9 protein-coding genes and 2 tRNA genes are annotated in these 13,262 nt (G+C 66.3%); all 11 read left to right on the top strand.

The features are described from left to right. Positions 1 to 491 precede the first annotated feature (491 nt). On the top strand, positions 492 to 2,321 hold the full coding sequence (gene dnaA / locus NC4_RS04205) for a chromosomal replication initiator protein DnaA (protein WP_067532529.1): 1,830 nt from the start codon (positions 492 to 494) through the stop codon (positions 2,319 to 2,321). A 572-nt stretch (positions 2,322 to 2,893) separates the two neighbouring features. After that, positions 2,894 to 4,063 (top strand): DNA polymerase III subunit beta, encoded by a 1,170-nt coding sequence (dnaN, locus tag NC4_RS04200; protein ID WP_067532526.1) that lies wholly within the window; start codon positions 2,894 to 2,896, stop codon positions 4,061 to 4,063. 83 nt (positions 4,064 to 4,146) lie between these two features. Then, the gene (gene recF / locus NC4_RS04195) at positions 4,147 to 5,319 is read left to right on the top strand and encodes a DNA replication/repair protein RecF (protein ID WP_067532523.1); all 1,173 of its coding nucleotides are present in this window, start codon (positions 4,147 to 4,149) and stop codon (positions 5,317 to 5,319) included. Between the two features lie 112 nt (positions 5,320 to 5,431). Next, the gene (locus tag NC4_RS04190) at positions 5,432 to 6,004 is read left to right on the top strand and encodes a DUF721 family protein (RefSeq protein WP_067532520.1); all 573 of its coding nucleotides are present in this window, start codon (positions 5,432 to 5,434) and stop codon (positions 6,002 to 6,004) included. A gap of 474 nt (positions 6,005 to 6,478) precedes the next feature. Beyond that, a complete protein-coding gene (gyrB, locus tag NC4_RS04185; protein ID WP_067532517.1) occupies positions 6,479 to 8,509 on the top strand; it encodes a DNA topoisomerase (ATP-hydrolyzing) subunit B in 2,031 nt (676 codons plus the stop codon). Positions 8,510 to 8,608: 99 nt separating this feature from the next. Beyond that, positions 8,609 to 11,122 (top strand): DNA gyrase subunit A, encoded by a 2,514-nt coding sequence (gyrA, locus tag NC4_RS04180; protein ID WP_067532514.1) that lies wholly within the window; start codon positions 8,609 to 8,611, stop codon positions 11,120 to 11,122. Positions 11,123 to 11,166: 44 nt separating this feature from the next. Continuing rightward, positions 11,167 to 12,156 carry a DUF3566 domain-containing protein gene (locus NC4_RS04175; protein WP_067532511.1) on the top strand — a complete coding sequence of 330 codons (990 nt, stop codon included), beginning with the start codon at positions 11,167 to 11,169 and terminating at the stop codon, positions 12,154 to 12,156. A gap of 121 nt (positions 12,157 to 12,277) precedes the next feature. Continuing rightward, positions 12,278 to 12,351: transfer RNA gene (locus NC4_RS04170), tRNA-Ile, on the top strand. 29 nt (positions 12,352 to 12,380) lie between these two features. Beyond that, a complete protein-coding gene (locus NC4_RS41445) occupies positions 12,381 to 12,488 on the top strand; it encodes a DLW-39 family protein (protein ID WP_218020906.1) in 108 nt (35 codons plus the stop codon). Between the two features lie 28 nt (positions 12,489 to 12,516). Further along, positions 12,517 to 12,589: transfer RNA gene (locus tag NC4_RS04165), tRNA-Ala, on the top strand. Between the two features lie 55 nt (positions 12,590 to 12,644). Then, positions 12,645 to 13,229 carry a hypothetical protein gene (locus NC4_RS04160; protein ID WP_067532508.1) on the top strand — a complete coding sequence of 195 codons (585 nt, stop codon included), beginning with the start codon at positions 12,645 to 12,647 and terminating at the stop codon, positions 13,227 to 13,229. Positions 13,230 to 13,262 lie beyond the last annotated feature (33 nt).

The following is a 13,262-nucleotide window of genomic DNA, read 5'->3' as shown; positions in this document are numbered from 1 at the left end:
GCTGCATCGCGAGGAATCGGATGATCCTTCGGTGCAATACCCTTGTCGGCACGGGCAGCAGGCAGCCACCACCGCACCATAGGGTGACTGTAGAAGGGTACTGATCTGCTGGACGAGGGTCAAACTCGGGGTCAGCGGCGCCGTCTCCTGCGGGTTCGTGTCGCCGGGGGTGGTTCGTGTACGGTCCTTAACCGGCGTGCCGGAGGGTTCGACACCGACTTCCGAGCCACCGCGGGAATCTTTGCCGAAAGTTTGCTGAAGAACCGCAGGTCCACGCCCGATTCGGGGGATTCGACGCAATGTCATGTGTATCCCCAGGTTTTCCACATCTGTGGATAATTGTGTGGAAAGACCCCTGGAGTGGCATATTCGTAGGGCCGACGGTGCCTCGCCGACGCCCGGTTTCCTGGTCTCCAGTCAACATTCCCGGGGGAGCCGAGCAGTGCCGACCGTCTGCTCCTATCGACCTAGCTCCGGGGAGGAGGACGTTCGTGGACGACGAGCAGAACGTGTTGACCAGCGTATGGCCAGAGGTGGTGGCCGAACTCGCGGGCGGATCCGCCGACGGTGAGATCCAGCCGGTCAGCAAGGCACACATGGCCTGGCTGCGGATGATCGAGCCGATCACCCTCGCCCAGGGATTCGCCCTGCTCTCGGTGTCCGGGACCATGGCCCAGGGGGTCGTCGAACGCGATCTGCGCGAACCCATCCTGCGCGCGCTCACCCGCCGGGGGTTGCAGGTGGAGGGCCTGGGCGTGCGGATCTCCGCCCAGCAGAACACCCCCGCCGACCGGGCGCCCAAACCGCGGCACGCCCGGATGACCTCGCGTCCGGAGCGCCCGCGCGAGCCGGAACCGGGACCGGTGGGCTATCCGCCCGCAGCCGCCCCGCCGCCCGCGCCCGAGCGCCAGCTGCCGCACTACCAGGCGCCGCCGGAGTACCGGCAGCCCCGCTATCTGCCTCCACAGGAGTATCCGGGCGACTACCCGGAGCAGGAGGGTTATCCCCCTGTGGAATTCGGGCAGCCGCCGATGGCCGAAGAGTTGCCGGTACCCACGCCCGAACCCCAGATGGCGCCCCGTCGGCGCGAGGAACGCCGCGCCGTGCCGCGCCCGCCCGGCCAGGAATCCCTGTTCTCGCCGGAGCCCGAGGACGAGCCCGCGCCCATGGCCGCCACGCGCCGCCCGGTGGACGAGGACCACGAGGACGACGAGCCGGTGGTCAATGTCCGCAATACCTGGCCGACGTACTTCAACAAGTCGCCCGAGCGCGAGACCGCGCCCGCGTCGGGCACCAACAGCCTGAACGCCAAGTACACCTTCGAGACCTTCGTCATCGGCGCCTCCAACCGGTTCGCGCACGCCGCGGCGGTGGCCATCGCGGAGGCGCCCGCGCGCGCCTACAACCCGCTGTTCGTCTGGGGCGCTTCGGGTTTGGGCAAGACGCATCTGCTGCACGCGGCCGGGCACTACGCCCAGCGGCTGTTCCCGGGCATGCGGGTGAAGTACGTCTCCACCGAGGAGTTCACCAACGACTTCATCAACTCGTTGCGCGACGACCGGAAGGTGGCGTTCAAACGCCGCTACCGGGAAACCGACATCCTGCTGGTGGACGACATCCAGTTCATCGAGGGCAAGGAAGGCATCCAGGAGGAGTTCTTCCACACCTTCAATACGCTGCACAACGCCAATAAGCAGATCGTGGTCTCCTCCGACCGGCCGCCCAAGCAGCTGGCCACCCTGGAGGAGCGGCTGCGCACCCGGTTCGAATGGGGCCTCATCACCGATGTGCAGCCGCCGGAGCTGGAGACGCGCATCGCGATCCTGCGCAAGAAGGCGCGCATGGACCGCCTGGACGTACCGCACGACGTGCTGGAACTCATTGCCAGCCGGGTGGAGCGCAATATCCGCGAGCTCGAGGGCGCGCTCATCCGGGTGACGGCCTTCGCCTCGCTCAACGGCCAGCCCCTGGACCTGTCGCTGGCCGAAGTGGTGCTGCGCGATCTCATGCCCGATACCGCGACGCTGGAGATCACCGCGGCCACGATCATGGCCGTGACCGCGGAGTACTTCAACACCCCCCTGGAGGAGCTGACCGGGCCGGGTAAGGCGCGGCCGCTGGCGCAGGCCCGGCAGATCGCCATGTACCTGTGCCGCGAACTCACCGACCTATCCCTACCCAAGATCGGCCAGGCCTTCGGTCGCGACCACACCACGGTCATGTACGCCGAGAAGAAGGTGCGCAAGGAGATGACCGAGCGGCGCCGGGTGTACGACCAGGTTCAAGAACTCACAGCCAGGATCAAGCAACGCTCCCGTTGATCCACAGCTAACAGGCCTCCACGTCGGTTGACGTGGGGGTCTTCTGTTTTCGGGGTTGGGGATTCCTCGAGGAATCCTCGAGTTGTCCCCGGTTTCGCTCAGATGTGGGCAGAGGCGTCGGAAATCGGGGAGCAACTCGAGGATGGCTCAAGGATGACTGTGAATTACCGCGTCTGCTCCACAGCCATCCGGAGTTCATCCTCGAGACATCCCCACGCCGCCACACCCTCTCAGCTGGGCGAACGGGCGAAGTCCACAGAACTAACAGGCCCTAGTACTACTTCAGTTCTTCTTCTAGAAAAGGTTCTTCTAAAACAGGGTGTGTGGAAACTCGGGTTGGGAGGCAACGGTTCGCTCGCAACCCCTCCCCACCCGAACGAGAGGCAAGGAGAAGAGGGGATCCGGTTCTCCCCGATCCGGCGGCTCATCCGATGCCCCGGAGGGTCGGCGTAGGCAAGAGGGCCGGGCGCGGGTACGGTTTGGTGTCGGTCGCCTGTGCCAGACTGCGCAGGGGTGGCTGATTCCAGAGCTTTCCGACATGAGCCGACGCGTAGGAGAGGACAGACCGGGCGATGGAGCTTGCAAGCATGAAGTTTCGGGTCGCCCGCGAGGACTTCGCCGAATCCGTAGCCTGGGTGGCCCGCAGCCTGCCGTCGCGGCCTCCGGTTCCCGTGCTCGGCGGTGTACTCCTCGTGGCTGACGAGGACGGCCTCACGGTCTCCGGCTTCGACTACGAGGTCTCCGCGCAGATGCGCGTGGCCGCCGAGGTCGCCGGGCCCGGACAGGTGCTGGTGTCGGGCCGCTTGCTGGCCGATATCACCAAGGCGCTATCCAACAAGCCGGTGGATGTGTCGGTGGACGGCACCCGGGTGCTGATCGCCTGCGGCAGTGCGAAGTTCTCGCTGCCCACCATGCCGGTCGAGGATTATCCCCAGCTTCCCGAACTTCCTCCCCAGACCGGTGAACTCGGCGTGGACGTCTTCGCCGAGGCCGTCGGCCAGGTTGCCGTCGCCGCCGGGCGCGATGACACGCTGCCCATGCTCACCGGCATCCGGGTCGAGATCGAGGGCCCCAAGGTCGTACTCGCGGCCACCGACCGCTTCCGCCTCGCCGTGCGCGAACTGGAATGGCAGCCGGGCCGCGCCGATGTGGAGACCGCGGTGCTGGTTCCGGCCCGCACCCTGTCCGAAGCCGCCAAGACCCTCGGCGCCTCCGATCAGCCGGTGCAGCTGGCCTTCGGCACCGGCACCGACGGCCTGCTGGGCATCGTGAACGGCGGTCGCCGCACCACGACCCGCCTGCTCGACGCCGAATTCCCCAAGTTCCGCCAGTTGCTCCCCAAGGAGCACACCTCCATCGCCACCCTCTCGGTCAGCTCCCTGACCGAGGCCATCAAGCGCGTGGCCCTGGTGGCCGAGCGCGGCGCCCAGGTGCGGCTGGAGTTCTCCGACGAGGGCCTGCTGCTCTCGGCCGGTGGTGACGATGCCGGACGCGCCGAGGAGTGGCTGACCGCCGAATTCCGCGGTGAGGCACTGACCATCGCCTTCAATCCGGGCTACCTGGTGGACGGTCTGTCGGCGCTGCGTACCGATCGGGTCACCTTCGGATTCACCACCCCCAGCCGTCCGGCGGTGCTGCTGCCCGCGCCGGAGGAGGATCCGGAGCCGCTGGACTCGGGCGCTTTCGCGGCCCTGGCCAGCCCCTACATCTACCTGCTGATGCCGGTGCGGCTGCCAGGCTGATCGGGTGCGCAGCGAAACCGCTACGCGCGCCGGGTTTTTCACAGGTTTGTCAACACTGTGCACAGAGGGCGTGGACTGACCGGATGTACGTGCGGACGCTGTCGCTGCGCGATTTCCGATCCTGGGAGGCCGCCGAGCTGGAATTACCGCCCGGCCGAACGGTTTTCCTGGGCTCCAACGGCAACGGCAAGACCAACCTGATCGAGGCCGTCGGCTATTTGTCCACACTCGGCTCACACCGGGTGGCGGCCGACGCCCCGCTCATCCGCCTCGGCGCGCCCCGGGCCCGCATCGGCGCCACCGTGGTGAACTCCGGGCGCGAGCTGCGGGTCGATATGGAGCTCAATCAGGGCGTCGCCAACAAGGCGCAGATCAATCGCTCGCCGGTGCGCCGCCCCCGGGAAATCCTGGGGATTCTGCAAACGGTGCTGTTCGCGCCGGAGGATCTGTCCCTGGTGCGCGGCGATCCGTCCGAACGCCGCCGCTTCCTGGACGAGCTGGCCACGGCCCGGCTGCCGCGGCTGGCCGGGGTGCGCGCGGATTACGACAAGGTGCTGCGGCAGCGCTCCGCCCTGTTGAAAACCGCTGGGCGCAATGCCCGTTCGGGCAATCGCGGGGCGGAGCTGAGCACCCTCGACGTATGGGACGGCCACCTGGCCGCGCACGGTGCGGTGCTGCTGGCGCAGCGGCTGCGGCTGGTGCACGAACTTTATCCACATCTTGCACAGGCTTATTCAGGCATCGCTCCCGAATCCCGGCCCGCCGCAATCGGTTACCGCGGTGCGAGCCTGCCGCCGGAGTTCCTGGACCCGGCCCGGCCGCCCCGCGACGACGATGCCGAGGTGCTCGAGGCAATCCTGTTGCGCGAGTTGTCCACAGCTCGTCCCAAGGAGCTGGAACGCGGTGTGTGCCTGGTCGGTCCGCACCGCGACGATCTGGAGCTCATGCTGGGCAGCGCGCCGGCCAAGGGTTTTGCCAGTCACGGCGAATCCTGGTCCTTCGCACTGGCTTTGCGGCTCGGCGCCTTCGAACTGCTGCGCACCGCGGGCACCGATCCGGTGCTCATCCTCGACGATGTCTTCGCCGAACTGGATCGCCGCCGCCGCACCGCCCTGGCCGCCGTGGCCGCCACCGCCGAACAGGTCCTCATTACCGCCGCCGTCCCCGAGGACGTGCCCGCCGAACTCGACGCCAACCCGCTGCGCGTGGAGACCACCGGCGACGCCGACCGCCGCACCTCGCGAATCGCCGAATAACACGCCCGATGGATGGCGTGAGTGCGACAACACCGGTATGCGCGCGGCGATCCTGTCGGGGTGATGCGGCAGAATCTCCCAGACTGACTGGCACCGGACGAAAGGGAAAGTGATGGCCGAGCAGCCGGAATCTCACGATCCCGCCCCGGGCGCCACCGGCCCGGAGGGTGAACTCCGCGGTGTGGATCTGGCCCGCCGGGCGCTGGAGGAAGCCCGTGCCGCCGCCCGTGCCGCCGGTAAGTCGGTCGGCCAGGGCCGCGCCTCGCCGCGCAAGGGCGGCGTCCGGGCCTTGCGCCGCCGCACCGGCTGGTCCGGCGCCCACCCCGACGATCGCGACCCGCAGACCCTGTCGAGCCTGGCCATGAAGTTGGCGAAGGGCCGCGGCTGGTCGGGCAAGGTCGCCGAGGGCACGGTCTTCGGCCGCTGGGCCAGTGTGGTGGGGGAGGACATCGCCTCGCACGCGCAACCGGTCTCCTTGGAGAACGGCGTGCTGAGCATCCAAGCCGAGTCCACCGCGTGGGCCACCCAGCTGCGCATGTTCCAGTCCCAGATCCTGGCCAAGATCGCGGCCGCGGTCGGGAACGGGGTGGTGACATCGGTCCGCATCAACGGCCCGACGGCCCCGAGCTGGCGGCACGGCGAACGGCACATCAAGGGCCGCGGTCCCCGCGACACCTACGGGTAGATACTCCCGCCCCGGTCATCCGACAGTTTCACGTGGAACCAGTGCTGTTTTTGTCGGTGCGGCCGACTAGGGTGGGAAGTGATCAGCCGCTTTTTCCGCGCTGTCTCCGAGGCGCGCCGCGACCTAGATCGCGGCGCCACCCGTCGCAAACTTCCCGGCGCTGTTTTCCGCGCCCCGGAGCGGCTCGCGCGATCGCCCGCTGAGACTCCCAGAACACCCGCCGCCCATGACCGGACATATTCTGGCTCGATTTCACGCGCGCACGGCCCACTCAGGGGTGTCATAGGTGCATTCTGTGTCGGGTGTACCAGTAGGATGGGGGAGTAACTAGCGGCGATACCTCCCGGCGCGTTCGGCGACACCTCGCGCGTGGACCCGTAACTCTCGAGCAGACAGGCTTCGGGGCCCCACGTGTGCACCTCGCCGGTGCCCGGAGGATCAGCAAGTAAGGAGAGCTACCGACCAGTGGCTGCCATGGACTCCAACGCATCCGGCTCTACCTCGGGCAAGCAGAACTACGGTGCCGACTCCATCACCGTCCTCGAGGGCCTTGAAGCGGTTCGCAAACGCCCCGGTATGTACATCGGTTCCACCGGTGAGCGCGGCCTGCACCATCTGATCTGGGAAGTCGTCGACAACTCGGTCGACGAGGCGATGGCCGGATACGCCTCGCGGGTCGACGTGAAACTGCTGGCCGACGGCGGTGTCGAAGTCATCGACGACGGCCGCGGCATTCCCACCGGCATGCACGCGCAGGGTGTGCCCACCATCGAGGTGGTCATGACCCAGCTGCACGCGGGCGGCAAGTTCGACGGCGAATCCTATGCCGTATCGGGCGGTCTGCACGGCGTCGGCATCTCGGTGGTGAACGCGCTGTCCACCCGGCTCGAGGCCGAAGTGGACCACGACGGCTACCACTGGACCCAGGAGTACAAGGACTCCAAGCCGGGCAAGCTCTTCCAGGGCCAGCCGACCAAGCGCACCGGCACCACCATCCGGTTCTGGCCGGATCCGGAGATCTTCGAGACCACCACCTTCAACTTCGAGACGGTGGCGCGCCGCCTGCAGGAGATGGCGTTCCTGAACAAGGGACTGACCATCACCCTCACCGATGAGCGGGTGTCCGAGGGTGATGTCACCGACGAGGTGGTGTCCGAGACCGCCGAGGCGCCCAAGCACGCCGAGGAGGGCGCCGAGGCCGCCCCGCCGAAGGTGAAGACCCGCACCTACCACTACCCGGGCGGGCTCGAGGACTTCGTCAAGCACATCAACCGCACCAAGACGCCGATCCACAACTCGATCGTGTCGTTCAGCGGTAAGGGCACCGGGCACGAGCTCGAGGTGGCCATGCAGTGGAACTCGGGTTACTCCGAGTCCGTGCACACCTTCGCCAACACCATCAACACCCATGAGGGCGGTACCCACGAGGAGGGCTTCCGCGCGGCGCTCACCACGGTGGTGAACAAGTACGCGAAGGACAAGAAGCTCCTCAAGGAGAAGGACGGCAACCTCACCGGCGACGATATTCGCGAGGGCCTCGCCGCCATCGTGAGCGTGAAGATCGCCGATCCGCAGTTCGAGGGCCAGACCAAGACCAAGCTCGGCAATACCGATGTGAAGGGTTTCGTGCAGCGCACCTGCAACGAGCACCTGACGCACTGGTTCGAGGCCAATCCGGCCGATGCGAAGACCATTGTGACCAAGGCGGTTTCGTCCGCCCAGGCACGCGTGGCCGCCCGCAAGGCGCGCGAGCTGGTGCGCCGCAAGTCCGCCACCGATCTGGGCGGTCTGCCCGGCAAGCTGGCCGACTGCCGCTCCAAGGATCCGAGCAAGTCCGAGATCTACATCGTGGAGGGTGACTCCGCTGGTGGCTCGGCCAAGTCCGGCCGCGACTCGATGTACCAGGCGATCCTGCCGTTGCGCGGCAAGATCATCAATGTCGAGAAGGCGCGCATCGACAAGGTGCTCAAGAACAACGAGGTCCAGGCCATCATCACGGCCTTCGGCACCGGTATCCACGACGAGTTCGATATCGCCAAGCTGCGCTATCACAAGATCGTGCTCATGGCCGACGCCGACGTGGACGGCCAGCACATCTCGACGCTGCTGCTCACCCTGCTGTTCCGGTTCATGCGCCCGCTGGTCGAGCAGGGTCACGTATATCTGGCCATGCCGCCGCTCTACAAGCTCAAGTGGCAGCGGTCCGAGCCGGAGTTCGCCTATTCCGACCGCGAGCGCGACGGTCTGGTGGAGCGTGGCCTGGCGGCGGGCAAGAAGATCAACAAGGACGACGGCATCCAGCGCTACAAGGGTCTCGGCGAGATGAACCCGAAGGAGCTGTGGGAGACCACCATGGATCCGGCGGTTCGCGTGCTGCGCCTGGTCACCCTCGACGACGCGGCCGCCGCGGACGAGCTGTTCTCCGTTCTCATGGGCGAGGACGTGGAAGCCCGCCGCAGCTTCATCACCCGCAATGCCAAGGACGTTCGGTTCCTCGACGTGTAAGGGAGGTGGGGCCCAAGGGAATCGAACCCCTGACCCCGCCCGCACGCACCCACCCGTGCCCGAGGGCCACCTCAAAAGACTTCCCACGGAGACCAATTCATGACTGAGACCTCCTTGCCCCCGTCGGGTGGCGACCGCATCGAACCGGTCGACATCCAGGCGGAGATGCAGAACTCCTACATCGACTACGCCATGAGCGTGATCGTGGGCCGTGCGCTGCCCGAGGTGCGCGACGGCATGAAGCCGGTGCACCGGCGCATTCTGTACGCGATGTACGACAACGGGTATCGGCCCGACCGCAGCTATGTGAAGTCCGCCCGCCCGGTCGCCGACACCATGGGTAACTATCACCCGCACGGCGATACGGCCATCTACGACACCCTGGTGCGTATGGCGCAGCCGTGGTCGCTGCGCTACCCGCTGGTGGACGGTCAGGGCAACTTCGGTTCTCGCGGCAATGACGGCGCGGCCGCCATGCGCTACACCGAGTGCCGCCTGACGCCGCTGGCCATGGAGATGCTGCGCGAGATCGACCACGAGACGGTCGATTTCCAGGCGAACTACGACGGCAAGACGCAGGAACCGATCGTCCTGCCCGCCCGCGTGCCCGCGCTGTTGATGAACGGCGCCAACGGCATTGCCGTCGGTATGGCCACGAATATCCCGCCGCACAATCTGACCGAGCTGGCCGAGGCCATCTACTGGGCGCTGGACAATCACGAGGCGGACGAGGAGTCCACCCTCGCGGCCTGCATGGAACGGGTGAAGGGTCCGGACTTCCCGACCTCCGGCCTGATCGTGGGCACCCAGGGCATCCACGACGCCTACACCACCGGTCGCGGCTCCATAAAGATGCGCGGTGTGGTGGAGATCGAGGAGGACACCCGCGGTCGCACCACCATCGTCATCACCGAGCTGCCGTACCAGGTCAATACGGACAACTTCATCAATGCCATTGCCGAGCAGGTGAAGGACGGCAAGATCGCGGGCGTCTCCGACATCCACGACGAGTCCTCCGACCGCGTCGGTATGCGCATCGTGGTCACGGTCAAGCGTGACGCAGTGGCCAAGGTGGTGCTGAACAACCTCTACAAGCACACCCAGCTGCAGACCTCCTTCGGCGCGAACATGCTGTCGATCGTGGACGGGGTGCCGCGCACGCTGCGCCTGGATCAGATGATCCGGCTGTATGTGACGCACCAGTTGGAAGTCATCGTCCGGCGCACCAAGTACCTGCTGCGCAAGGCCGAGGAGCGCGCCCACATCCTGCGCGGTTTGGTGAAGGCGCTCGATCAGCTGGATGCGGTCATCGCCCTGATCCGCCGCTCGGCCGATACCGAGACCGCCCGCACCGGCCTCATGCAGTTGCTGGATATCGACGAGATCCGGGCGACCGCGATTCTCGATATGCAGCTGCGCCGCCTGTCGGCTCTGGAACGCCAGAAGATCCTGGACGAGTTGGCCAAGATCGAGCTGGAGATCGCGGACCTGAAGGACATTCTCGCCAAGCCGGAGCGGCAGCGCTCCATCGTGCGCGACGAACTCCAGGAGATTGTCGACAAGCACGGCGACGATCGCCGCACGAAGATCATCTCGGCCGACGGCGACGTGGCCGACGAGGATCTCATCGCCGTCGAGGACGTGGTCGTCACCATTACCGAGACCGGCTACGCCAAGCGCACCAAGACCGATCTGTACCGCTCGCAGAAGCGCGGCGGCAAGGGCGTGCAGGGCGCGGGGCTCAAGCAGGACGATATCGTCCGGCACTTCTTCATCAGTTCCACGCACGACTGGCTGTTGTTCTTCACCAACAAGGGCCGCGTCTATCGCGCCAAGGCGTACGAGCTGCCCGAGGCCAACCGCACCGCGCGCGGCCAGCACGTGGCGAATCTGCTCGCCTTCCAGCCGGACGAGAAGATCACCCAGGTCATTCAGCTCAAGACCTACGAGGATCAGCCGTACCTGGTGCTCGCGACCCGCAATGGTCTGGTCAAGAAGTCCCGCCTGACCGATTTCGATTCCAATCGTTCCGGTGGCATTGTCGCGGTCAATCTTCGCGATGGGGACGAATTGGTCGGCGCGGCACTGTGTTCGGCCGATGACGATCTGCTGCTGGTGTCGGCGCACGGTCAGTCCATTCGCTTCTCCGCCAATGACGAGGTGCTGCGCCCGATGGGCCGCGCCACCTCCGGCGTGCAGGGCATGCGCTTCAATGCCAGCGATGAACTGTTGTCGCTCAACGTCGTTCGCGAGGGAGATCAGACTTATCTGCTTGTCGCGACGGCGGGTGGGTACTCCAAGCGCACGGCGATCGACGAGTACACCGCTCAGGGCCGCGGCGGAAAGGGCGTATTGACCATTCAATACGACGAGAAACGTGGCAGTCTGGTCGGTGCGCTCATCGTCAACGACGACGACGAGCTGTATGCCATCACTTCGGGCGGCGGCGTCATCCGCACCGCCGCGAATCAAGTTCGTAAAGCCGGACGCCAAACCAAGGGCGTGCGATTGATGAACTTGGGCGAGGGCGATACGTTGCTTGCGATCGCGCGTAACGCGGACGAGCCCGACCAGGTTGGCGAAGATGACACCAGCGGTTCGGCGAAGCAGTAGTTTCTCCACAGCAGCGGCGGCACCAAGAATCGAAGGATTCACCATTGACCACGAATCAGCCGAATGACCAGCGCGGTCACGCCAACGGTGTGACCGAGAGAATCGCCCCGTCTCCGATTCCGCCGCGGCCCATTCCGCGCCCGGGTGCGAGCGAGGGCGGTGCTCCGCAGTCGCACCCGGCGCCGAATGCTGAAATGCCGGATAAGTCCGGTGATTTCGCGCCGGAGGTCACCGGGCGAATGAGTGATCCGACCGAAGTGACCGCACCCGAGACGGTGGACGAACCGCACCAGCAGTCCCCGGTGGGTTCGCCCTACCAGGACGGCGGCTGGTCGCAGCTGCCGCAGCGGGAACCGCAGTCCAACCTGTACCGGCCCGGCCAGGCGCCGGTGCAGGGGCGGCCCACCGGCGGACTGTCGGGCGGCCTGAATGCCGGTGTCTCCAATGCCCGCACCACCGCCGATCTGGCGGCCAAGGCGGCGCGCAAGGAGGCCGCCATGGTGAAGTCCGTCGGCATCGACAGGCCCACCCGCAGTATCGCCCGGCCGGAACTGGTGAAGGATCTGCCGGATCTGTCGGAAATGCGGCATCCGCTGCCGCCGCCGGAGCCCATTGCCCCGGCCGGTCCGGTCTCGCCCTCCGCCCCCGCGGCGGTGGCGCAGGCCGCGGCCACCGGGGAGCCGCTGCGCGCGACAGTCCAACTGCGCCATATCGATCCGTGGTCCACGCTGAAGGTGTCGCTGGTCATCAGCGTCGCCATGTTCTTCGTGTGGATGCTCGCGGTCGGCCTGCTGTACCTCGTGCTGGAGGGCATGGGCGTATGGGAGCGGCTGAATTCCACCTTCACCGACATGGTGTCGGACAGCTCCTCCACCGCACTCATCGACGCGGGCACGGTCTTCGGCTACGCGGGCGTTATCGGCCTCATCAATGTGGTGCTGCTGACCGCGCTCTCCACGGTCGGCGTCTTTGTCTACAACCAGTGCACCGATCTGGTCGGCGGCATCCAGGTCACCCTCGCGGACCCGGATTAGGGATGTGCCGAACGGCCGGTCAGTTCTGCGCTCGCAGGCCGCTGACCGGCCGTTTTGGTTATCTTCGGCCGATCCGGTAACCTTTTGCCTCGGCTCGGGAAACATCCCCGAAGCCGAACTAGGGCCTATAGCTCAGGCGGTTAGAGCGCTTCGCTGATAACGAAGAGGTCGGAGGTTCAAGTCCTCCTAGGCCCACTCCCGAGAATCACAGTAGGGTGGGATTCATGAAATTTCTCCTCACGATCGGTATTGTCGCCGCGGTGATCTTCGGAATCAGCAAACTGCGTCAGCGCAATGACGCGGACCTCTGGCACGAGGTCACCACCCGCTGATCAAAACTTCGGGGTACCAACCCCGTCCGGGGCCTTAGCTCAATTGGCAGAGCACTGCCTTTGCAAGGCAGGGGTTAGGGGTTCGATTCCCCTAGGCTCCACACTCACGAAGCCGTAGGCCACAAGCCTGCGGCTTTTTTCTGTCATCCTTGCCGTGTGGACCACTCGCCGTACGAAATACCGCCGCTGCCGGGTGATGCGCGGCGCGTCACACCGTCGCGGTGGTGGTTCGCGGTGGGCGTGCTGCTCAGCATCGCCGGGGTGCTCGGCGGTGTCGGGGTGGGCGTCGCCGGGCTGATGCGGTTCAGCTCGACGATCGACGATTTCCAGCGGGTCGCGGTACCGGGATTGGGGACCGTGGAGTTGCGCGAATCCGGCGGATACACCGTGTATTTCGAGTATCCGGGCGCGGATACCGACGGCACGGTGCGGGTGCTGCTCACCGATCCGCGGGGTGCGGAGGTGCCGCTGCGCGACTACGGCTCGAGCATGGAGTATTCGATCGGCGTGCACGACGGCCGGGCCGTGTTCTCGTTCGAGGCCGAGCAGGCGGGCGAATACCGGGTGACGACGCAGGGGCCCTCGGGGATCGCGGTCGCCATCGGACCCGGTCTGGGGTCGTCGTTCGTCACCGGATTGCTGGCCGCTCTGGGCATGGGATTCGTGGGCCTGTTCGGGGGCATCGTCGTGCTCATCGTGACGACGGTGAAGCGGGACAGGAACACGAAACGAGCCCTGTGACACGGGACATCACGCGCTTTTCCGGCCTGATCC

The sequence above is a fragment of the Nocardia crassostreae genome (assembly GCF_001613405.1).
GTDB classification, from domain to species: Bacteria; Actinomycetota; Actinomycetes; order Mycobacteriales; family Mycobacteriaceae; genus Nocardia; species Nocardia crassostreae.
Note: the sequence above shows the minus strand (reverse complement) of the source record. Positions and strands in the feature narration are given on the sequence as shown.